The following is a 21,017-nucleotide window of genomic DNA, read 5'->3' on the forward strand; positions in this document are numbered from 1 at the left end:
CGCCGATGGTAGTGTGGGGCTTCCCCATGTGAGAGTAGGTCATCGTCAAGATTCATTTCGCAAAACCCCTATCTGCGTGAGCAGGTAGGGGTTTTGTCTTTCCGCTTCCCGAACTGTGGGAGCGTCAGGACGACAGACCGGGCACAGCGAATGATTTCAACTGCGCGCCAATTCCGCCAGGTGCGCTACAGCCTCTTCACTCTTGAGTACCAGTACATCCCCTTCGAGCGAATCGAGCACCACCTCGGAAGTATTGCCGATCAAGGCGCCTGAAATGCCAGTGCGGGCTACGGTACCTATTACCGTGACCACGGCATCGAGCTGCTTCTCCGTATAAGGAATCAATACATCCGCTGGCCCTTCGGCGATATGCAGATGGTCGTCGGGAACATCGAATTCCGCCTGAAAAGCCTTGCACGCTTCCCGGTAGCGTTGCTCGATGGTTTCCGAAAGCTGGTAGATCGGGTCGGATGCGGCGAGCATGGGAGAAGGGTGGGCGCTGATGACGTGCAATTGCCCCTTGGCCAACCCTGCTATGGCGTAGCCGTGGTCAATGATGCTGGCGTGCAGGCGGCGATGGTCTTCATCATTGTTGCCTACATCTACTGCCGCCAAGATCGCGCCGCCTGTCCATGGGCGCTCGCTCTTGACCATCAGTACCGCACACGGGCATTGACGCAGCAGCTTCCAGTCGCTGGGCGTGAGCAGTGCCTTGCGCAAGGGGTTGTCCGGGCGATGTTCTTTGATGACCAGCTCGCAGCCCTCGGCTTGCTGCACGTCGATGATGGACTCATGCAAGCTGTCATGCCAGGCCTGCTCATGGGTGACGTTATCGTACCCATCATCGTGCAGTTGGCTGCTGAGCAGGCTGAGCAAGGCGCTGTGGTTCTGTCGCTTGTCGCACATCAGCAGGTGCAGGCGTGCACCGGTGACGCCGGAAATGAGTTTGGCCCGGGCGAGGGCGCGACTATGGGCATGCTCGGGATCAAGGACGACGAGAATACTGCGGACGGCTTGCATGGGCGTGAGCTCCCTTGGTAAGTGACGGCCAGTGCCTGACTATAGTCGGCGTTGCGCGCAGTGCCGCTTGATGTGTATCAAGCATAGTCGCTGGCGATTACCGTCACCCCCGGTATAATCGCCGATCCTGCCGTTGGCCTGTAGTTTATGAGCTTATGTCCCTGATTCCCGAAATCGACGCCTTCCTCGGCTGCCCGACTCCTGACGCCTGGATCGAAGCGGCGCTCGCCGACCAGGAAACCCTGTTGATCGATCACAAGAACTGTGAATTCAAGGCTGCCAGCACGGCTTTGAGTCTGATTGCCAAGTACAACACGCACATTGACCTGATCAACATGATGTCGCGTCTGGCCCGCGAAGAGCTGGTCCATCACGAGCAGGTGCTGCGCTTGATGAAGCGCCGTGGTGTGCCGCTGCGGCCGGTTTCGGCAGGGCGCTACGCCTCTGGGTTGCGGCGCCTGGTACGGGCACACGAGCCGGTCAAGCTGGTCGATACCCTGGTGGTTGGCGCCTTCATCGAGGCCCGTAGCTGCGAACGTTTCGCGGCCCTGGTGCCGCATCTGGACGAAGAACTGGGGACGTTCTATCACGGCCTGCTCAAAAGCGAGGCGCGTCATTACCAAGGCTACCTGAAGTTGGCTCACCAATATGGTGACGAAGCGGACATCGCACGTGTGGTGGAGCAGGTGCGCGAGGCAGAAGCGCAGTTGATCCTCTCTGCCGACCAAGAACTGCGTTTCCACAGTGGCGTGCCTATGGCGCGAGCGGCCTGAACGCAATAGCGTCGCATGGCGATCAGCGACGCTGCCCCAACAATAGCCCAATGACCAGCCCTAGGCCTGCGGAAATCGCCACCGTCTGCCAGGGATGGCCGCCTATATAATCTTCAGCGGCTGCTACTACAGGTTGCGCCTTGCTCCGCAGCCTGTTCACGGCCCGGTTCGCCTGGCGCAGCTTCAGGTTGACCTGGGCACGCAGCGTGTCGGCTTCATCGCCTACCAGGGCTGCGCTGTCATTCAGCAACCGCTCCGACTCTTCGATCAAGGCCTGCAACTCACTGAACACCTGGTCCTTGATTTGTTCGTTGTCTGTTTGCGGTGCGCTTTTCCTGGCCATGAACACGTCCTCATTCGCTGATTGTCAGGGCAATGGATACCTGTGCCCCTGGAAAGTTGCGTCGGCGTACCGGTTGCTCGCCAGTACAGTGTAAGATATCGACCATTTTCAAGCGGCAGGTAATACCATGAGTTTCAATCTGGCCAATAGAAGCTTCGAGGAACGGGCACAGATCGAGGCGGAAAAGGCTCGGCTATTCGATTATTGGCAGAACAACCTCGGCAAGGCCAAGGGCGAGGCCGCCCGGCTCATCGGCGAGAAACCCCGGCGCAAGAGCAAATGGGCCGAGTGGGTCCGCGCCGAGCTCGATGGCATGTCGCCTCCCGAATTCGTCAGCCTGGTGCGCAGCGAAGTCAACAAGATGATGGCTGCCGCCAGCAGTAACCGCTGATCGATCAGCGAACCAGGCTGCCCTCGGGCAGGTCGAGTGTGCCTTCGTCGGTAAAGCGCACAGTGCCCAGCGGGCCGCCAGCCATCTTGCCGCGCAGTACATAGGGCAGGCCCTGCAGTGAATCCAGCCGGCTCAGGCCATAGGCTTGGCGCAACACGGCAAAGGCAGTGATGCTCACCGGCACCACCACCACCGCCTCGCCATAACGCCCAATGTGCCCTGTCTGGTCACTGACGCCGGCTGCCAGGGGCTGGTCGTTGACCTCAAGATTCAATGCGATGCCATTGAAGTCGACCGGCTTCTCGTTTGGGTTCTGCACGCGGATCTTTACCGCCATGCGCATTTCCAGCTCTTGGGACGGGAGTGGCTCTATGCCGACCACGCTGATGTTCAACGGGTCCCTGGGCTGAAACAGCGCGCAGGCGTTGAGCGTACAGGCAAGCAGGATAGTCAGCCAGAAACGGCTTGGTCGCAAGCTCATGGCATGTGCCTTGTATCCAGGTCGAAACTGCAGTGTGGCAAAACCACGCGAACGTTGAAAGCACCGAGGCATGATTCAGCGCTGCGCAGCGGGCCCCACGAGCCATACTGAAATATCAGGAATCATCTCTACCGGCATTCGCTCTTTCGCCGCGAACCTGTCACGTCTTAGGCTATCCAATGTTTGGGCGCGCCTTTTCGCAAAGGAGGTGAAGCATGCATTCGACACTGCCGATCCTGGCCATCGGGCTGATGCTGAGCCTGCCGCTGCCAGCTGCGCCCTTGCCGCAACCGCTGTTCATCGCCAGCGACAGAAACAACCCCTACAACAGCCCGATCCAACGCGCCAACCCCAACAGCCGCCAGGGCAGCATGCCTGCGGCGCCGCCGATCCGTGGGCCTTCGACGCAACCCAACCCGCGGCCGCCAACCCTGGATAACCGCGGCATCGGCAATGGCGAAAACCTGCGCCGCGAGCAGCGCGTGCCCAACCTGGAACCCGCCCGGCCACCACGGGATAGCCAACGCCTGCCCTGAGCCGCCACCTGGAAGGACCCGAGCATGAAGTCACGCACCTGGTTTACCGCCTTGGCCATTTCAGCCCTGATACCGCTGTTGGCACAGGCCGCCTCCGAACGCCAATTGCCCAGCGAGGAAGGCCAGCTGACCGTCAGTACTGTAGCCGATGGTCTACATCATCCCTGGGCCTTGGCCTTCCTACCCGAAGGCAAGGGCATGCTGGTCACTGAGCGGCCCGGCAACCTGCGCGTGGTCAGCCCGGACGGCAAGGTCGGTCCGGCCTTGAGCGGCGTACCCAAGGTCTGGGCCGAAGGGCAGGGTGGTCTGTTGGATGTCGCACTGTCACCAGAGTTCGCCAAGGATCGCACGGTCTACCTGTCGTTTGCCGAGCAGGGCGCCGATGGCAAGGGCGGTACTGCGGTCGGCCGCGGCCAACTGTCCCAGGACCTGGCCCGCCTTGAGAATTTCACTGTGATCTTCCGTCAGCAGCCCAAGCTTTCCGATGGCATCCACTTTGGTTCGCGGCTGGTATTCGATCATGGCGGCTACCTGTTCGTCGCCTTGGGGGAGAACAACCAGCGCGCCACCGCCCAGGACCTGGACAAACTGCAGGGCAAGATCGTACGGATTCTGCCGGATGGCGAAGTGCCGAAGGACAACCCCTTCGTTGGCCAGGCCAATGTGCGGCCAGAAATCTGGTCCTACGGCCATCGCAACCAGCAGGGCGCCGCCCTCAACCCCTGGACCGGCCAGCTATGGACCCATGAACACGGCCCCCGAGGGGGTGACGAAATCAACATCCCGCAACCGGGCAAGAACTATGGCTGGCCGATCGCCACCCACGGAATCAACTATTCGTTGCTGCCGATTCCTGAGGCCAAGGGCAAGCATGCGGAGGGCACCCAGCCCCCGCACCATGTATGGGAAAAATCACCGGGCATCAGCGGCATGGCTTTCTATGACAGCCCGACCTTCAAAGCCTGGGACCATAACCTGTTCATCGGTGCGCTGGTATCCCGCGAACTGATCCGCTTGCAGCTCGACGGCGACAAGGTGGTTCACCAGGAGCGCCTGCTCGGGGAGTTGGAGGCACGCATCCGTGACGTGCGTGTAGGGCCGGATGGCTACCTGTATCTATTGACCGACGCCGAAGATGGCGCGTTACTCAAAGTCGGCTTGAACGAACACTGACACGCCACCGGCCCTGGATGCTGTAAATCGGCTGCCCATAAGGCTGCGGCGCCGGGTACCATGGCGCTTTTGCCCAGGGGCATCCTGCATGTCACTCGACCCGCAAACCCTCTACCGTCAGGCACTGGACGAGGATGGATTCGTCCCCGATGCCGCCCAGGCCCTGGCAGTTGGCGAGCTTCAAGCCTGCTTCGAGGCACTGCGCCAGGGCCGGCCCACACTGGGGGTCTATCTCTGGGGCCCGGTCGGGCGTGGCAAGACCTGGCTGATGGACCAGTTCCATCGAGCCCTGCAAATACCGGCGCGGCGCCAGCATTTCCACCATTTCATGGCCTGGGTGCATCAACGGCTGTTCCAGCTCAACGGCACTGCCGACCCGTTGCAGGCGTTGGCCCGGGCATTGGCGCAAGAGATCCGCGTGTTGTGCTTCGATGAGCTGTTCGTCAGCGATATTGGCGACGCGATCATCTTGGGCCGTCTGTTCCAGACACTGTTCGACCAGGGCGTGGTGGTCGTGGCGACGTCCAACCAGCCTCCCGAGCAGCTCTACCGCGACGGCTTCAACCGCGAGCGCTTCCTGCCGGCCATCGCTGCCATCGAGCGGCATATGCGCGTCCTGCCCGTGGCCGGTGAACAGGACCATCGCCTGCACCCCGGTGCGTCGCACCAGCGCTACTGGGTGGCCGAACCGGGGCGACCCAGTGCTCTACCTGCGATGTTTCACCAACTGAGCCAAGGCGATGCCGGCACCGAGGCGCCGCTGTCGATCGGTGCCCGTCAAGTCAACGTGGTACGACGCAGCGACGCCGCTATATGGTGTCGCTTCAGCGACCTGTGCGAGCAACCCCTGGCAGCCGTGGAGTTCATGGCCTTGTGCGACCTGTTTCCGGCAATCCTGGTCGAAGGTATCCCGGCGCTCGGGGGGCAGCAGCAGGCTGGGCGTATCGCCCGCGGCACCGAGGATGGCGCCGAGCGAGTGGTTGCCGGGGACCGCGAACTGCCGACCCTGGCTCCCAAGGACGACAGTGTGCGGCGCTTCATCGCCCTGGTCGACGAATGCTACGACCGCCGGGTCGCCCTGTACCTGGAAGCCGAAGTACCGCTCGAAGCACTCTACACTCAAGGGTATCTGGCGTTCCCGTTCCAGCGAACCCTGAGCCGGCTACGGGAGATGCAACTGCAACGCTTCGTCTGAAGGAGCCGACCATGGAGCCGCTGTCGCATCATCTGCTGACCCAGGCCTACAACAATGGCTGGGCCAACCATCGCCTGTACAAGGCGTGCCTGCAACTGACCCACGACGAGTTCGTCGCTCCCCGTTGCAGCTTCTTCCCTTCGATCAAGGCCACGCTCAACCATCTGTTGACGGTGGACTGGTTCTACCTGCATGCGCTGGAATGCGAGCAGCGCGGCGAAGCGCCAGGCCCCGACGGTGAGCGCTTTTTCGAGCCCGAGCAACCCTTTGCCACCTGCACCGACCTGCTCGCCGAGCAGGCCCAGGCCGATCATCGACTCATCGCCTATTGCCGGTCGCTGCAGGACGACCAGTTGCAGCGTTACGTGAGCATCGTGCGCCCGGATCGCTTGCAGCGCGAGTCCCGTCTGCGCCTGCTGGCGCACCTGTTCGAACACCAGATCCATCATCGGGGCCAGGTGCATGCGATGCTCAGCGATACCTCCGTGCATCCGCCGCAACTGGATGAGTTCTTCTGCGAAGAAGAGGCTAGCTTGCGGGCCGATGACTTTGCCGAGCTTGGTTGGAGCGAGGCGTTGATCTGGGGTGGGAGCTGAAGGCGCAGGTACGTACCCTTGGCGGCCAATCGCGGGGCAAGCCCACACAGGTATAGCGGCGTCTGCCGGCGACCGGGCCTAGCGCTCCAGCCAATCGACCAACGCCTTGTGGAAGCGCGCCGGTTCCTCTATCTGTGGCGCATGCCCCAGGCCTTCGAATGTCACCAGTTCCCCTTGAGGTATCAACCCGGCCACCTTCGGCCCCAGCGCCTTGTACTTGCCCAGCCGGGCCTTTACCTCGGGCGAGGCGATATCGCTGCCGATGGCCGTGGTGTCCTGGTCGCCGATCAATAGCAGGGTTGGCATCTGCAGGTCCTTGAATTCGTAGTACACCGGCTGGGTGAAGATCATGTCGTAGATCAGTGCCGAGTTCCACGCCACCGCCTCATGCCCCGGCCCTTGGTTCAGGCCGACCAGCATCTGTACCCAGCGTTCGTATTCCGGCTTCCAGCGCCCGGCGTAATAGGTGTTGCGCTCATAGTTGCGCACCCCGTCGGCATCGAGCTTGAGTTCGCGCTGGTACCACTGGTCCACGCTGCGATAGGGCACGCCCAGGGCCTTCCAGTCCTCCAGGCCGATCGGGTTGACCATGGCCAGGCGCTCGACCTGCGTGGGGTACATCAAGGCATAACGGGTGGCGAGCATGCCGCCGGTGGAGTGACCCAGGATGATCGCCTGCTTGATCCCCAGGTGCTCGAGCAAGGCATGGGTGTTTTGCGCCAGTTGCTGGAAGCTGTATTGATAGTGCGCCGGCTTGCTGGAGGTGCAAAAGCCGATCTGGTCCGGGGCGATGACGCGGTAGCCAGCCTGGCTCAACGCGTCCAGGGTGGTCTCCCAGGTAGCGGCACAGAAGTTCTTGCCGTGCATCAACACCACGCTGCGGCCATTGGCCTTGCCTTTTGCGGGCACGTCCATGTAGCCCATTTGCAGCGCTTGGCCTTGGGACTGGAAGTCGTAGTGCTTGAGGGGATGCGGGTAGTCGAAACCTTCGAGTTGCTTGCCATAGGTCGGCGCCGGGGCGGCGAAGGCGGGGCTGCCGAGGAGGCAGGCCAGAGCCAGGGAGGTTGCGCGCAGCATGGGGGCACTCCTTGTAGGGCCAGGTAGGAATAGGCGACTTTAGCAGTCAGTTGACGGCCGGATCGGCAAAAGATGTCACCGCCCGTGTAGCCAACCCAGGGTGATCATGGCCAACACCAGGTAGCGTCCACCCTTGGCCAGGGTGACCAGCAGCACGAAACGCCAGAAGGGTTCGCGCATGATGCCGGCAATCAGGGTGAGGGGATCGCCGATCACAGGCATCCAGCTCAACAGCAGCGACCATTGCCCCCAGCGCCGGTAGCGTTGCTGCGCACGTTCGAGTTGAGAGGCGTTGAACGGGAACCAGCGTCGCTCGCGCAGGTGCTCGATCGCACGGCCCAGGAGCCAATTGACGATCGAACCCAACACGTTGCCCAGGGTGGCGACCAGCAGTAAGGTCGCCCAGGCGGCCGGCTCCCGCAACAACAGGCCCACCAGTACAGCTTCCGATTGCAACGGCAGCAGCGTGGCGGCGCCGAAGGCGCTGAGAAACAGCGCCCCGAGGCTGAGCATCAATAGTCGGCCAGTACTTCGTCCTTGCCCTCGCGGGTCAGGCCGATGACCTGATAGTGGTCCTTGTGGTCGCCCATTTCCATACCGGGCGAGCCCATGGGCATGCCCGGGACCGCGATGCCCTTGAGGTCATTGCGCTTGGCCAGCAGGTGAACCTGCTCGGCCGGCACATGACCTTCGACGAACTTGCCATCGATCACGCCGGTGTGGCACGAGGCCAGGCGCGGCGCCACGCCCAGGCGCTGCTTGACTTCGCTCATGTTCGGCTCGACATGGTCATTGACGGTGAAGCCGTTGTCGCGCAGGTGGCTGATCCACGCCTTGCAGCAGCCGCAATTGGGGTCGCGGTAGACATCGATGGTCTCGGCGGCCTGGGCCAGGCTGGAAATCGCCAGCAGGCCGAGGGGGAGCAGGTGTTTGCGCAGCATGGTGAAACTCCTCTTCAAACGCAGGCGTGCAGGCAGCCTGGCAGGTGTGGCCCGCAGCATAGCGCAAGCCGGCACCAGGTGCAGCGCGAGCGGTGGTCGATTGCGCTTGGTGCCATGCTCGCCTGTACCGGCTGTCATTGAGCTGAAGGCAGGATTACAGCGTTGTCAGGTGGCACTTTGCCCCGGGTCCAAGTCACGCATCAGCAAGCCATGCTCGAGCGGTACCTGCTCCGGGATCGGCAAATAGACCACATGGCCATCACCGGGAGCCACCTGGATCGCCTGTTGCTGGCGATCGCTCAGGCGATCCAGATCGAAGTGGTAGTTGCCGCGAGGTGTCATCAGCTCCAGGTGATCGCCCACGGCAAAACGGTTCTTGACCTTGACCTCGGCCAACCCGGCCACCCGAGCGCCGGTCAGTTCGCCGACGAATTGCTGGCGCTCGGATACGGAATTGCCACGCTGGTAGTTCTGATACTCGTCGTGCACATGGCGTCGCAGGAAGCCTTCGGTGTAGCCGCGTTGGGCCAGGGACTCCAAGTTGTCCATCAGTGCCAGGTCGAACGGGCGCCCGGCCACGGCATCGTCGATGGCTTGGCGGTACGATTGCACGGCGCGTGCGCAGTAGAAGTGCGACTTGGTCCGGCCCTCGATCTTCAACGAGTGCACGCCCATGCGGGCCAGCCGTTCCACATGCTGGATCGCGCGCAGGTCCTTGGCATTCATGATGTAGGTGCCATGTTCGTCCTCGAAGGCGGGCATTTCTTCGCCTGGGCGGTTGCCTTCCTGGAGCAGGAATACCTGGGCGGTGGGTGCCCCCAGGCCCAGGGTCGGTTCGACTTCGTGGACGATCTCGCCTGTGGCGTTCTCGGTGGCCGCTGTTGCCTGGTATTTCCAGCGGCAGGCATTGGTACAGGTGCCCTGGTTGGCATCGCGACGATTGAGGTAGCCCGACAACAGGCAACGCCCGGAATAGGCCATGCACAAGGCGCCGTGAACGAACACTTCCAGCTCCATGCCGGGCACCTGCCGGCGGATCTCCTCGATCTCCTCCAGCGACAGCTCGCGCGACAGAATCACCCGGGCCACGCCTTGGTGCTGCCAGAACTGGACGCTGGCCCAGTTCACGGTGTTGGCCTGCACCGAAAGGTGAATGGGCATGTTTGGGAAATGCCGGCGCACCAGCATGATCAGGCCAGGGTCGGACATGATCAGCGCATCCGGCGCCATTTCGATCACCGGTGCCAGGTCTTTGAGAAAGGTTTTGAGCTTGGCATTGTGCGGGGCGATGTTGACGACCACGTAGAAACGCTTGCCCAGGGCATGGGCCTCCTGGATGCCTAGCGCTAGATTGGCATGGTCGAATTCGTTGTTGCGCACCCGCAGGCTGTAGCGCGGCTGGCCGGCATAGACCGCATCGGCACCATAGGCGAAGGCGTAGCGCATGGTCTTGAGGGTGCCGGCAGGGGCCAGCAATTCGGGCTTGGCAAGAGGGGTCATGGGCGCACCAGGGGCAAAAGGCGCGGATGCTACGGCCTGTTCGACGCGGCGATATTGACGTAGATCAACGGCACTTTTGGGCGCGGTGTGGGCACTAAATGATTGAGCCCACGAGGAATACCCATGAACGAGACCGCATTGCAGAACAAGGCCTTGGCCGTGCTCCTGGCGCTGGTGACCATCGCCTTCGTGTGGATCCTGCTGCCGTTCTACGGCGCGGTGTTCTGGGCGGTGATCCTCGCTATCCTGTTTGCCCCGCTGCAACGTGACCTGGTGCTGCGCCTGGGGCGCCGACGCAACCTGGCGGCGGCGGTCACCCTGTTGGTGTGCCTACTGATCGCCGTGCTGCCGGTGATCATCATCAGCGCCCTGCTGGTGCAAGAGGGCGCGACGATCTACCAGCGCATCGAGAAAGGCGAGCTGGACATCGCCGGCCACATCGAAGGGGTCAAGACGCTATTGCCCTCCTTCGCCCAAAGCGGCCTGGAACGCATGGGCATGGGCGATTTGGAGGGGCTGCGCGAGAAGATCACCAAATGGGCGATGCAAGGCAGCCAGTTCCTGGCCAGCCAGGCGTTCAGCTTTGGCCAGGGAACCTTCGACTTCCTGGTGAGCTTTGGCGTGATGCTCTATCTGTTGTTCTTCTTCCTGCGCGAGGGGGCGGAGCTGGCGCGCAAGGTGCGTATGGCCGTGCCATTGCCCGAACAGCAAAAGCGCCGCTTGCAGCTCAAGTTCAGCCGAGTGGTGCGGGCTACGGTCAAGGGCAACCTGCTCGTGGCGGTGACCCAGGGCGCCTTGGGCGGGCTGATCTTTTGGGTGCTGGGCATTCCCAGCGCGCTGGTCTGGGGCGTGCTGATGGCTTTTCTTTCATTGCTGCCGGCGGTGGGCTCCGCCATGGTCTGGGGGCCGGTGGCCGCTTACTTCCTTGCCACCGGCGCAATCGTGCCGGGTGTGGTGCTGATCGCCTTCGGCGTGCTGGTGATCGGCCTGGTGGACAACGTGCTGCGCCCTATCCTGGTGGGCAAGGATACTCGCATGCCCGATTACCTGATCCTGATTTCAACCATTGGCGGCCTGGCGGTATTTGGTCTGAACGGTTTCGTCATCGGGCCGCTGATCGCCGCGCTGTTCATGTCCAGCTGGGCGATCTTCACCGGCAGTCGGATGCAGGTGCAACTGCCGTCGTAACGGTCAGCGCAAGCTGTAGGACACACCCGCATACACGGCGAACCCTTCGCCGGGTGTGGAACGCGGCTTGTCCTGGCCTTGATCGTCATACCCAGGGGTGACCGTGGCGGCATAGCGTTTGTTGGTCAGGTTGCGCAGGTCCAGCCAGGTCTGCCAATCCTGCGTGGGCGAATTCCAGCCCAGCCGTGCACCGAGCAGGGCGTAGGCGTCGGCATGGTTGCTGTTGGCATAGTCGACCTGAACCTTGGACGCCATTTGGGTGTTGAGCCCGGCATAGAACCCGCTGGGCCAGTCGTAGCGCACCTCGGCCTGGTAGTAGTGCATGGGAATGCCCGGCAGGCGGTTGTCGCCGAACCTATCGTCGTCACGGTAGTGGAAGTCGCTGAACGTGTAGGCCTGGCGCAGAGAGAGCCTGCCGATACCGGCCTGCTCCCACAGGGTGCTGTCCAGGCCGGCCTCGATGCCTTGGTGGACGGTGGGGCTGGCGTTGAATTCCTTGGCTGGAGCACCTTGCACGATTTCCACGGCCAATAGTTCGTGACGTACGCGTGCGTAGTACCAGGCCAGGTCCCAATCGCCCAAGGCCGAATCGCCGCGCGCGCCCAGCTCCAGTGTGGTGGCGGTCTGGTTTTGCATTTCGATCGGCTGGGTGGCTACGGTCGAGCTCCAGATGAGCGACCACGGGTGTGGCGGTTCGACCGATCGGCTCAGGTTGCCATAGACCTGCAATTGCGGGTCGATGTCGTAACGCAGGCCCAGGCGCGGTGCATAGTCCCAGTCGTGTTGGCTGACCTTGCCGCCGTTGGCGGGGTAGGTGACGTCACTTTCGCGGCGGGTGTAGATCATTGCCAGGCCGGTGGTCAGCCAGAGGTCTGGCATCAGCTCCAGATCATTGCCAAGGTGAAATACGGTGTCCGACCCCTGGTAGCTGAAATCACGGCTACGGGGGCCGAAGGTGTCGCCATCGCGTACGAACTGAGAGGCCCCGCTATTGGGCAGGTGCTTGGTCGTGCGCCAACCGACGGTGGTCTTGCTCTGATGGCCAAGCAGGGTATCGCGGCGCACATAGTTAAGTGTCCCGCTGACATCGGTATAGGCGACTTTCAGACGCATCGGGCCTTCGCGCAGATCCATCGGATAGTCGTGGTAGACCAACCCTGCCTCAAGGTGTGAATCATCGTCCAGATAGAACGTGGTCTTGTTGGCCAACCACGTGCTGCCTGGCTGTGGACGGCTGTCGTCACGCGTCAAGTACTCCGGGTTGGCTGCCCGTGGGTCATGCTTGATCTGCTGTTTGGTCAAGCGCCCGGCCAACTCGTTCTCGGTCTCCCGGTAGCGCAGGTAGAAGCGCGTTTCCAGATTGGCGTTGAAGCGATAGCCGATATTGGCGGCAATGCCCTTGGCACTGCCGCTGCTGTGCGCCTGGTAACCGTCGTATTCGGTATCGGTCAGGGCGAGGTAATAGTCCAGGTCACCCAGCACCTGGCCAGAGCTGATGTGCCGATGGGCGTAGCCGCGGCTGCCGACTTCATAACGCAGCTGCAAGGGCGCGGCGTCATAGCCGGTATGGGTCACATAGTTGATCGCGCCGCCCAGGGCCAAGGCGCCCTGGTCGAACCCGTTGGCGCCGCGCAGCACTTCGGCACGGCTCAGCCACAGTGGCTCGAACAGCTCATAGGGCGTGCCCCCGGGGCCGGTCAGCGGCAGGCCGTCGAACATCGTATAGACCCCGGAGCCGTGGGCTCCAGGGGCGCGGTTGATCCCCGAGCCACGGATCGACAGCTTGATGCCATCGTTGCCAGCCGATTGGGCGAAGACCCCTGGTTGATAGGCGAGCACGTCCTGGTTGGTGGCAACGCGCCCTTGATCCACCTGTTGCATGTCGACCAGGTTGGTTGCGCCGGGCGTTTCCCGCAGACGCTGCGCGGCCTGTTCCAGTTCGCCTTGCTGTTCCTGGATCAATACCTCGTCCAGCTCCACGGGAGCCGCCGCCAGATCAGGGCTGCAGGCGCAGATAGCCAGCACGCCGACAGCGCAAGTGACAGGTGAAACGGGACGCATAGTGGAACTCCAGGCAATTTTCAGGCGGAAACCTTCCTCAGACGCGCGAAAAATCCACCAGAGCACGTCGAATAATCCAGAAGTGCACGAGGTCAATGACCAGCGCTTTTGTCAGGCGCGTTTTTACAACGCCAAGTGCTGGAGTGAGCTGCTCTCTCATTCGTAAGGTGCATGCAATGCAACTGGGAAGCCCCTTTCGGGCGAGTTATGAATGTACGGAGAGCGTCCAATGAATCTGCAAAGGCAACTGAAGTCCGGCTCTGTCGACGAGCAGTCCATCTACCTCACGCCAAGGGAAAAGGAAGTTCTGCTTTGGTGCGCTTGTGGCAAGTCCTCTTGGGAAATTGGCCAGATTGTGGGTTGTAAAGAGTCGACCGTTAACTTTCATTTCGGCAATATCCTACGCAAGTTTGCTGTAACTAACCGGGTCGCGGCGGTGACCAAAGCCTTGTGGTATGGCCTGCTGGAAGACCAGTGAGAAGGAGGCCGCCGATGAACAGCAACGCTTCAGCAACTACCGAAGACGATTCCCAACGCCAGGGTTCGCGCTACCTGGCTTGCCACGATCTGTTCTGGCCACGTATCGAACTGGATGTATTGCGTAACCGCCTGCACCTTCCACCAGAAATCAGCGATACACAACTGGAAGTCGCTGCAAGGGCATCCGTTGAACTGGCAGCGCAGGAATTCGCCCAATGGCGGCGGTGTCTGCGTGAGCGTGGCTACAGGCGGCTCATCGATGTCGCCCGGCACGACCAGGGCAGGGCGCTTTCGACCTGTTACCTGCGGCTGGTGGAAGCGGGTACCCGCAGCGCCTTGGCTCGCCATGTCACCGAGGTTGCTCTGAGCGCGCCATTACGCAACGAGGTGTCCCATGAATGACATGTCAGAGACAGCCCTGCCGATCCTGGAGCACCTCCAGGAGGTTGGCGGGCTGGCCAGCTTGGACCTCAATGCCATGTTCGGCGCAATGCTGGGGGCCTGGCTGGTCAGCAGCTCACGACGTCGACTAAGGCATTGGGGCATTCTGAGCAACGATGATCGGTTGAAGGTCTGGCAACGCATGGTCGCCCTGGCATTGGCAGGTGGCGTTGGCTACCTCTTCACGCCATTCGTCCTATCATTGGTGCCCTCCCTGTCCAGCGGTGTCGCCGCATTTGTCGCAGCCCTGGTTGTCATTCCCATCAGCATCAAGGTAATGCACTGGGTGGACCACGCGGACCTGCAGGACATCATCTGGCGCTGGCGCAAGGGAGGCTAGTTCAATGACTGTCGGGACGGCTTGCAAGCTCTTCAAGGCGACGTTCCAACTGATAGATCCGCAGCTTGTCCTGCACGGTCGCGCGAATGGTTTGCAGGTCCAGGTCGGACAGCTCTTTCAATTGCACGAGCAGGTCCGCCTCCCAGCCTGACATCGAGGTCTCCGCCTGTGGGGCTGCGGGTGTTCGAGCCTGGTTGCCATCGCCCAACAATAACCAGTCCAGTGACAAATCATGTTGTTCGGCCAATGCGACGCACAGTGAATACGGGATGCTCCCACGCACTTTCCAACTGCTCAGGGTTTGCGGGCTGATCCCCAACGTTCTGGCAAGCTCGATGTCGGTTGTGCAACCAGCAATCAACTTCAGTCGATTCAATATCGCAGCAATGCAGGTTTTACTCATTGTGAATACCATGGAAGAGTAGTGATAAGATCTGTAGGCAAAGGTATGCAATATGAATATATTGGTGATATCTCACTCAGTGTGGATGGTACGCAATATGGCGGCGATGAAAAGGACTACATATCCTTGGGTATGCACCTACGATGATTCCCGCGTAAGATTATGGAGTGATCTGGCACGATAAGCTAAGAGGGCAGGGCTGCCCGGCTCTATTGTTGCGATGCGGAAGTATTACTCAGTATGAGTATCGTGTGATGGCTGTTGTTTCACTGCGGTCAACTTTCATCCCAGTAATTGGCAGGATTCCACTCAGCATAAAATGGTAAGTAATATGAATTTGTTGAAAACACTTATAGGTGCATTGGCATATGCTTGGTGCAACTGTAGAATTTCCTTACATGGGCTGCGTGACGCACCAAGTATGAGTGTGCAGGACCGCCTCAAGGTGCTCAGCGGTTCGAAGATATCCCTGAAGGACGATGGGAGGCTCCTATGAGTAGCTACAAACTGGTATGCCCACATTGCAACGGCAAGATGCGGATCCGAACCAGTGAAGGACGTCACGTTTTTCTCCGGATCGCTTACCTGCAGTGCGTCAACGAAGCCTGTGGTTGGTCGGTCCGCGCCCAGTTCGAGATGACCCATGAGTTGTCTCCCAGCGGCATGCCGAACCCGGATGTCCACCTTCCAAGTGCGGGCGGTGAGTTGCGCCGGGCAGCCAATAACCCGGAGCGGCCCCGAAAGACCAACCGCAGCGTTACGACTGCTTCTGGTGTGGCGTGATCGCCAGCGCACCGTAATAAGAACTCCAAAACAAAACACCCCGCATGAGCGGGGTGTTTTGTTTTGGGTGGGTGATCAGCCGATCAGTTGCAGGCCGGCTTGTTGCACCATTTCCAGCAGAGGCTGCGGGTACACACCCAGGACGAAGGCAAGAATCGCGATGGCCAGCAGCATGACGCCGCCGGTGCGCTGTTCCCACTTCAGCGGGGCGTCGTGGCGACGCAGGTTCGGTTCGACCAGGTACAGGGTGACCATGACGCGCAGGTAGTAATAGACGCCGATGGCGCTACCGATCACCAGGGCGCCGACCAACCACCACAGGTGCGACTCGACGCCGGTGGCGATGATGTAGAACTTGCCGATGAAGCCTGCGGTCAGCGGGATACCGGCCAGCGACAACATCATCACGGTCAGCACCGCGGTCAGATACGGACGGCGCCAGAACAGGCCGCGGTACTCGTACAGGGCGTCGGCGTCTCGGCCGGCATATGGCGAAGACATAAGCGTGATCACGCCGAAGGCGCCCAGGCTGGTGATCACGTAGGTGACCAGGTAGACACCGATGGCCTCGGTCGCCAGGCCCTTGCTTGCCACCAGGGCGATGACCAGGTAGCCGAAGTGGGCGATGGACGAGTAACCGAGCAGACGCTTGAGGTTGCTCTGGGTCAGCGCCAGCAGGTTGCCGATGATGATCGAGGCCACGGCGATCACGGCCAGCACGGTGCTCAGCACACCGCTGCTGGCGGCAGGGGAGAGCATGAACAGGCGCACGACCACGGCGAATACCGCGACCTTGCTGGCGGTGGCCAGGAAGGCGGCGACCGGCGCCGGAGCACCTTCGTACACGTCCGGGGTCCACAGGTGGAAGGGTACCAGCGACAGCTTGAACGCCAGGCCGACCAGCATCATGCCCAGGCCCAGCTGGGCCAGCAGGCTTGGCATGCTGGTGCTGGCCAGGGCCTTGCCGATCTGGTCGAAGGTCAGGCTGCCGGCGTCGGCGTACAGCAGCGCCATGCCGAACAGCAGGAAGGCCGAGCCTGCGGCCGAGAGCACCATGTACTTGATGCCGGCTTCCAGCGAACGCTTGTTGAAGAAGGCGTACGCCACCAGGCCGTAGACCGGCACCGACAGCAGCTCCAGGCCGATGAACAGGCCAGCCAGGTGGTTGGCGCTGACCAGCACCAGGCCGCCCAGGGCAGACATCAGCAGCAGCAGGTACAGCTCTTCACGGTTACCCGGGTAGCCCTTGGCACCTTCGCCCAGGTAGGCGTGGGCAAGGGTGACGCAGGCGAGCGTGGCCACCAGGATCAGGGCCATGTACAGGCAGGCGAACTTGTCGATGGTCACCAGCGAGGTGACCGCCAGCGGCGCGACCTTCAGCGCCGGGAGGATCGACAGCAGGGCCAGGTTCAGGCCCACGGTGGACAGCAGGAAGGTCTGCGAGTGATTGCGCTTCCAGGCGATCGCCAGCATCACCACCACCGTGGTCACGGTGGTGATGAGCATCGGCGCCAATGCGATGAAGTGTTGAGTGGTGAATTCCATAGCGCTCTTACCGGGCCGAAGCGAGTTGAGTGAAAGCGGAACCGAGCCACTGCTGTACACCACTCATGGTGGCAGCAGAGGTGTCCAGGAACGGCTGCGGGTACACGCCCAGCAGGATCAGCAGGCCCGCCAGGCCCAGGACCATGATCAGCTCGCGACCGTCCATGCCGGCCAGGACGGTATCGGCCTTGGCCGGGCCGAAGTAGGCGCGGTGGATCATGATCAGCGAGTAGACCGAACCGAAGACCAGGCCAGTGGTGGCGATCACGGTGATCCACGGCACGCTGGCGAAGCTGCCGATCAGAATCAGGAACTCGCCCACGAAGTTGCCGGTACCCGGCAGGCCCAGCGATGCAGCAGCGAAGAACAGGCTGATCGCCGGCAGGTAAGCGATGCGGTGCCACAGGCCGCCCATCTGGCGCATGTCACGGGTGTGCAGGCGCTCGTACAGCTGGCCGGCCAGGATGAACAGCGCGGCGGCCGACAGGCCGTGGGCCAGCATCTGGATCACGGCGCCCTGCAGGGCCTGCTGGCTGCCGGAGTAGATGCCGATCAGTACGAAGCCCATATGCGAAACGCTGGAGAATGCGACCAGGCGCTTGATGTCGGTTTGCGCAAAGGCCAGGAAGGCACCATAGAAGATGCCGATCAGGCCCAGGGTCATGGCGATCGGTGCGAACTCGGCCGAGGCGTTCGGGAACAGCGGCAAGGCGAAGCGCAGCAGGCCATAGGCCGCAGTCTTCAGCAAGATACCCGCCAGGTCCACGGAGCCTGCGGTCGGTGCCTGGGCGTGAGCGTCAGGCAGCCAGGAGTGGAACGGCACCACCGGCAGTTTCACCGCGAAGGCGATGAAGAAGCCCAGCATCAGCAGGTACTCGACACCGGCGGGCAGCTCGGCCTTGAGCAGGTCGCTGTAGTTGAAGGTGATGACGCCGGTGGCGTTGTAGTTCACCAGCACCAGGCCAAGGATCGCCACCAACATGATCAGGCCGCTGGCCTGGGTGAAGATGAAGAACTTGGTCGCGGCGTAGATCCGGGTCTTCTTGCCATCTGCGGAGCTGTGACCCCATAGCGCGATGAGGAAGTACATCGGCACCAGCATCATTTCCCAGAAGAAGAAGAACAGGAACAGGTCCAGGGCCAGGAACACACCGACCACGCCACCGAGAATCCACATCAGGTTGAGGTGGAAGAAGCCGACGTGGCGCTGGATCTCTTTCCAGGAACACAGGACCGACAGCACACCCAGCAGGCCGGTGAGCAGGATCATCAGCAGCGACAGGCCGTCGAGGGCCAGGTGGATGCTGATGCCGAAGCGCTTGATCCACTCGACCTTGTATTCGAGGGTCCAGGCAGGTTCGGCGCCAGGGGCCGGGGCCAGGGTGTAGTCACCGTTACCCCACAGCCACAGGCCGATGCCGAGCAGCAGGGACATGGTCAGCAGCGCGATCCAGCGGGGCAGGGTGGTGCCGAAGCGCTCACCCAGCCAGCACAGGAGGCCGCCGATGAAGGGAATCAGGATCAGCCAAGGCAGAATCATGACGGGTTCGTTTCCTTTCGCAGAGTCGCAAGGTTCGCAAGGTTCATAGTCATACCGCCGCCACTACCACGGCGCCCAGTACCAGCACGGCACCCACGGCGATGGAGGCTGTGTACCAGCGCAGCTGGCCGGTCTCGGTCTTGCTCATGGCGACGTGACCGCCGCGAGCCATCCGAGGAATCAGGCCGATGCTGCGGTCAACCGGGTCCTTGCGCAGGATGTGGCTGATCAGCAGGTAAGGTTTGACGAACAGCTTGTCGTAGATCCAGTCGAAGCCCCAGGCAGCGAACCACCAGGCCGACAGGACGCGGCCGATGCCGCTGTTTGCGATGGCCGTGACCAGGGTACGCTTGCCCAGGAACAGCACCGCAGCCAACAGGATACCGGCGATGGCGATGGCACCGGAGACGATTTCCAGCGAGTGCTGGGCTTCGCCACCGGCATGACCGACGCTCTGCGGCAGCACACCTGCCAGCGGTGGGTGGATCCAGGCGCCCACGAAGGTCGACAGCACGATCAGCACGCCCAGCGGCAGCCAGTGGGAAATCCCGTGGCCGGCATGGGCCTCGGTCTTCGCTTCGCCGTGGAAGGCGATGAAGATCAGGCGGAAGGTGTACAGCGAGGTCATGAACGCACCGACCAGGCCAGCGTACAGCAGGCCGGTGTGGCCGCTGGCGAAGGCTTCCCAGAGGATCTCGTCCTTGGAATAGAAGCCGGCGGTCAGGATCGGCAGGGCGGCCAGGGCGGCGCCACCGACCACGAAGCTGGCGTAGGCCAGCGGCAGCTTCTTCCACAGCCCGCCCATCTTGAAGATGTTCTGCTCGTGGTGGCAGGCGACGATCACCGCACCGGAGGCAAGGAACAGCAGGGCCTTGAAGAAGGCGTGGGTCATCAGGTGGAAGATCGCGCCTTCCCAGGCACCGACGCCCAGGGCCAGGAACATGTAGCCGATCTGGCTCATGGTCGAGTAGGCGAGGATACGCTTGATGTCGGTCTGCACCAGCGCGGCGAAACCGGCCAGGACCAGGGTCACACCACCGACGATGCCCACCAGGTGCAGGATGTCCGGCGCCAGCAGGAACAGGCCATGGGTACGGGCGATCAGGTAGACGCCCGCGGTCACCATGGTGGCGGCGTGGATCAGCGCGGAGACCGGAGTCGGGCCGGCCATTGCGTCGGCCAGCCAGGTCTGCAGCGGCAGCTGGGCCGATTTACCGACCGCACCACCGAGCAGCATCAGGGTGGCCAGGACCATCCAGGTGTCGCCAGCCTGGAATTTCTGCGGTGCCAGCACCAGCAGTTCCTGCACGTTCAGCGTACCGAGCTGGGCGAACAGGATGAACAGGCCGATGGCCATGAACACGTCGCCGATACGGGTGACGATGAAGGCCTTCAGTGCCGCGTTACCGTTGTTGCGGTTGCTGTAGTAGAAACCGATCAACAGGTACGAGCACAGGCCCACGCCTTCCCAGCCGAAGTAGATGAACAGCAGGTTGTCGCCCAGCACCAGGAACAGCATGCTGGCGATGAACAGGTTGGTGTACGAGAAGAAGCGCGAGTAACCGGCTTCGCCGCGCATGTACCAGGAAGCGAACAGGTGGATCAGGAAGCCCACACCGGTGACCACGCCGAGCATGGTGACCGACAGGCCGTCCAGGTAGAGGGTGAAGTTCGGCGCGAAGCCGTCCACCGACATCCACTGCCACAGCAGCTGGCTGTACGCGCCACCTTCAGGCGGCGCGACGTTGAATTGCCAGATCACGTAGGCGGCCACGGCGGCCGAGAGGCCGACAGAGCCGACGCCGATCAGCGCGGACAGGTTCTCCGAGAACCGCCCGCGGGAGAACGACAGCAGCAGGAAGCCGATCAGGGGGAAGACGAAAGTCAGGAAGAGAAGGTTCATCCGCGCATCTCACTGGCAGCATCGATGTCGAGAGTGTGGAAGCGGCGATACAGCTGCAGCAGGATCGCCAGGCCAATGCTGGCCTCGGCGGCTGCCAGGCTGATCACCAGAATGAACATCACCTGGCCGTCGGGTTGGACCCAACGGGCACCGGCGACGATGAACGCCAGGGCAGAGGCGTTCATCATGACTTCCAGGCTCATGAGTACGAAGAGGATGTTGCGGCGGACCATCAGGCCGACCAGACCGAGGCAGAACAGAATACCGGCGACTGCCAGACCGTGCTCGAGAGGGATAGCACCCATGA

Annotated in this window: 24 protein-coding genes; 11 read left to right on the forward strand and 13 right to left on the reverse strand. The window is 61.9% G+C overall.

Features of this window, described 5'->3' with window-relative positions; all coding sequences use genetic code 11:
- Positions 1–156: 156 nt before the first annotated feature.
- Complete coding sequence (locus AC1MHZ_RS13990; RefSeq protein WP_084859211.1) at positions 157–1,020, reverse strand: universal stress protein; 864 nt, start codon at positions 1,018–1,020, stop codon at positions 157–159.
- A gap of 155 nt (positions 1,021–1,175) precedes the next feature.
- Here AC1MHZ_RS13990 and AC1MHZ_RS13995 point away from each other — a divergent pair, with 155 nt between their 5' ends.
- The gene (locus tag AC1MHZ_RS13995; RefSeq protein ID WP_084859210.1) at positions 1,176–1,793 is read left to right on the forward strand and encodes a MiaE family protein; all 618 of its coding nucleotides are present in this window, start codon (positions 1,176–1,178) and stop codon (positions 1,791–1,793) included.
- 22 nt (positions 1,794–1,815) lie between these two features.
- On the opposite strand, the gene AC1MHZ_RS14000 is transcribed toward AC1MHZ_RS13995, so the two are convergent.
- Positions 1,816–2,136, reverse strand: coding sequence for an ElaB/YgaM/YqjD family protein (locus AC1MHZ_RS14000; RefSeq protein WP_482966517.1), 321 nt, complete (start codon positions 2,134–2,136; stop codon positions 1,816–1,818).
- Between the two features lie 127 nt (positions 2,137–2,263).
- Between AC1MHZ_RS14000 and AC1MHZ_RS14005 the strand changes: the two genes are divergently transcribed.
- A complete protein-coding gene (locus AC1MHZ_RS14005; RefSeq protein ID WP_324813124.1) occupies positions 2,264–2,527 on the forward strand; it encodes a hypothetical protein in 264 nt (87 codons plus the stop codon).
- 4 nt (positions 2,528–2,531) lie between these two features.
- Here the strand turns inward: AC1MHZ_RS14005 and AC1MHZ_RS14010 are convergent, their stop codons facing one another.
- A complete protein-coding gene (locus AC1MHZ_RS14010; protein WP_084859205.1) occupies positions 2,532–3,008 on the reverse strand; it encodes an LEA/WHy family protein in 477 nt (158 codons plus the stop codon).
- Positions 3,009–3,223: 215 nt separating this feature from the next.
- Between AC1MHZ_RS14010 and AC1MHZ_RS14015 the strand changes: the two genes are divergently transcribed.
- From AC1MHZ_RS14015 to AC1MHZ_RS14030, 4 genes are all read left to right on the forward strand, one after another.
- Positions 3,224–3,544 (forward strand): hypothetical protein, encoded by a 321-nt coding sequence (locus AC1MHZ_RS14015; RefSeq protein ID WP_084859203.1) that lies wholly within the window; start codon positions 3,224–3,226, stop codon positions 3,542–3,544.
- Positions 3,545–3,568: 24 nt separating this feature from the next.
- Positions 3,569–4,717, forward strand: coding sequence for a PQQ-dependent sugar dehydrogenase (locus AC1MHZ_RS14020; RefSeq protein WP_465001240.1), 1,149 nt, complete (start codon positions 3,569–3,571; stop codon positions 4,715–4,717).
- 88 nt (positions 4,718–4,805) lie between these two features.
- Positions 4,806–5,912 (forward strand): cell division protein ZapE, encoded by a 1,107-nt coding sequence (zapE, locus tag AC1MHZ_RS14025; protein ID WP_084859200.1) that lies wholly within the window; start codon positions 4,806–4,808, stop codon positions 5,910–5,912.
- Between the two features lie 11 nt (positions 5,913–5,923).
- Complete coding sequence (locus tag AC1MHZ_RS14030; RefSeq protein WP_084859198.1) at positions 5,924–6,508, forward strand: DinB family protein; 585 nt, start codon at positions 5,924–5,926, stop codon at positions 6,506–6,508.
- Between the two features lie 78 nt (positions 6,509–6,586).
- Here AC1MHZ_RS14030 and AC1MHZ_RS14035 read toward each other — a convergent pair whose 3' ends face one another.
- The 4 genes from AC1MHZ_RS14035 to trhP all read right to left on the reverse strand — a co-directional run bounded on the left by AC1MHZ_RS14035 (position 6,587) and on the right by trhP (position 10,026).
- The gene (locus tag AC1MHZ_RS14035; protein WP_465001238.1) at positions 6,587–7,585 is read right to left on the reverse strand and encodes an alpha/beta fold hydrolase; all 999 of its coding nucleotides are present in this window, start codon (positions 7,583–7,585) and stop codon (positions 6,587–6,589) included.
- Between the two features lie 75 nt (positions 7,586–7,660).
- Positions 7,661–8,098 carry a YqaA family protein gene (locus AC1MHZ_RS14040; protein ID WP_084859194.1) on the reverse strand — a complete coding sequence of 146 codons (438 nt, stop codon included), beginning with the start codon at positions 8,096–8,098 and terminating at the stop codon, positions 7,661–7,663.
- A complete protein-coding gene (locus AC1MHZ_RS14045) occupies positions 8,098–8,526 on the reverse strand; it encodes a DUF411 domain-containing protein (protein ID WP_084859193.1) in 429 nt (142 codons plus the stop codon). The genes AC1MHZ_RS14040 and AC1MHZ_RS14045 overlap by 1 nt, the downstream gene beginning before the upstream one ends.
- 165 nt (positions 8,527–8,691) lie before the next feature.
- Positions 8,692–10,026 (reverse strand): prephenate-dependent tRNA uridine(34) hydroxylase TrhP, encoded by a 1,335-nt coding sequence (gene trhP / locus AC1MHZ_RS14050; RefSeq protein ID WP_482966518.1) that lies wholly within the window; start codon positions 10,024–10,026, stop codon positions 8,692–8,694.
- Positions 10,027–10,149: 123 nt separating this feature from the next.
- Here trhP and AC1MHZ_RS14055 point away from each other — a divergent pair, with 123 nt between their 5' ends.
- Positions 10,150–11,214 carry an AI-2E family transporter gene (locus AC1MHZ_RS14055; protein ID WP_084859189.1) on the forward strand — a complete coding sequence of 355 codons (1,065 nt, stop codon included), beginning with the start codon at positions 10,150–10,152 and terminating at the stop codon, positions 11,212–11,214.
- A 3-nt stretch (positions 11,215–11,217) separates the two neighbouring features.
- Here AC1MHZ_RS14055 and AC1MHZ_RS14060 read toward each other — a convergent pair whose 3' ends face one another.
- On the reverse strand, positions 11,218–13,275 hold the full coding sequence (locus AC1MHZ_RS14060) for a TonB-dependent receptor family protein (protein ID WP_416767429.1): 2,058 nt from the start codon (positions 13,273–13,275) through the stop codon (positions 11,218–11,220).
- 229 nt (positions 13,276–13,504) lie between these two features.
- Here AC1MHZ_RS14060 and AC1MHZ_RS14065 point away from each other — a divergent pair, with 229 nt between their 5' ends.
- Genes AC1MHZ_RS14065 through AC1MHZ_RS14075 form a run of 3 tightly spaced genes read left to right on the forward strand, consistent with a single transcriptional unit; the run spans position 13,505 to position 14,536 of the window.
- Positions 13,505–13,753 carry a helix-turn-helix domain-containing protein gene (locus tag AC1MHZ_RS14065; protein ID WP_084859185.1) on the forward strand — a complete coding sequence of 83 codons (249 nt, stop codon included), beginning with the start codon at positions 13,505–13,507 and terminating at the stop codon, positions 13,751–13,753.
- 14 nt (positions 13,754–13,767) lie between these two features.
- Positions 13,768–14,157: a head completion/stabilization protein gene (locus AC1MHZ_RS14070; RefSeq protein WP_324813097.1), complete on the forward strand. Its 390-nt coding sequence runs from the start codon at positions 13,768–13,770 to the stop codon at positions 14,155–14,157.
- Positions 14,150–14,536, forward strand: coding sequence for a hypothetical protein (locus AC1MHZ_RS14075; RefSeq protein WP_172403076.1), 387 nt, complete (start codon positions 14,150–14,152; stop codon positions 14,534–14,536). Before AC1MHZ_RS14070 ends, AC1MHZ_RS14075 begins: the two co-directional genes overlap by 8 nt.
- 1 nt (position 14,537) lies before the next feature.
- Here AC1MHZ_RS14075 and AC1MHZ_RS14080 read toward each other — a convergent pair whose 3' ends face one another.
- Positions 14,538–14,939 (reverse strand): helix-turn-helix domain-containing protein, encoded by a 402-nt coding sequence (locus AC1MHZ_RS14080; RefSeq protein WP_084859181.1) that lies wholly within the window; start codon positions 14,937–14,939, stop codon positions 14,538–14,540.
- Between the two features lie 492 nt (positions 14,940–15,431).
- On the opposite strand from AC1MHZ_RS14080, the gene AC1MHZ_RS14085 reads away from it, so the two are divergent.
- Complete coding sequence (locus tag AC1MHZ_RS14085; RefSeq protein ID WP_084859180.1) at positions 15,432–15,722, forward strand: Ogr/Delta-like zinc finger protein; 291 nt, start codon at positions 15,432–15,434, stop codon at positions 15,720–15,722.
- Between the two features lie 75 nt (positions 15,723–15,797).
- On the opposite strand, the gene nuoN is transcribed toward AC1MHZ_RS14085, so the two are convergent.
- The 4 genes from nuoN to nuoK are packed head-to-tail and all read right to left on the reverse strand — an operon-like array spanning position 15,798 to position 21,015.
- Positions 15,798–17,267 (reverse strand): NADH-quinone oxidoreductase subunit NuoN, encoded by a 1,470-nt coding sequence (gene nuoN, locus AC1MHZ_RS14090; protein WP_084859178.1) that lies wholly within the window; start codon positions 17,265–17,267, stop codon positions 15,798–15,800.
- A 7-nt stretch (positions 17,268–17,274) separates the two neighbouring features.
- The gene (nuoM, locus tag AC1MHZ_RS14095; RefSeq protein ID WP_084859177.1) at positions 17,275–18,807 is read right to left on the reverse strand and encodes an NADH-quinone oxidoreductase subunit M; all 1,533 of its coding nucleotides are present in this window, start codon (positions 18,805–18,807) and stop codon (positions 17,275–17,277) included.
- A 49-nt stretch (positions 18,808–18,856) separates the two neighbouring features.
- Positions 18,857–20,710 (reverse strand): NADH-quinone oxidoreductase subunit L, encoded by a 1,854-nt coding sequence (nuoL, locus tag AC1MHZ_RS14100; protein WP_416767428.1) that lies wholly within the window; start codon positions 20,708–20,710, stop codon positions 18,857–18,859.
- Positions 20,707–21,015 (reverse strand): NADH-quinone oxidoreductase subunit NuoK, encoded by a 309-nt coding sequence (gene nuoK / locus AC1MHZ_RS14105; RefSeq protein ID WP_008096201.1) that lies wholly within the window; start codon positions 21,013–21,015, stop codon positions 20,707–20,709. The genes nuoL and nuoK overlap by 4 nt, the downstream gene beginning before the upstream one ends.
- Positions 21,016–21,017 lie beyond the last annotated feature (2 nt).

The organism is Pseudomonas sp. FA-1 (genome assembly GCF_056856075.1).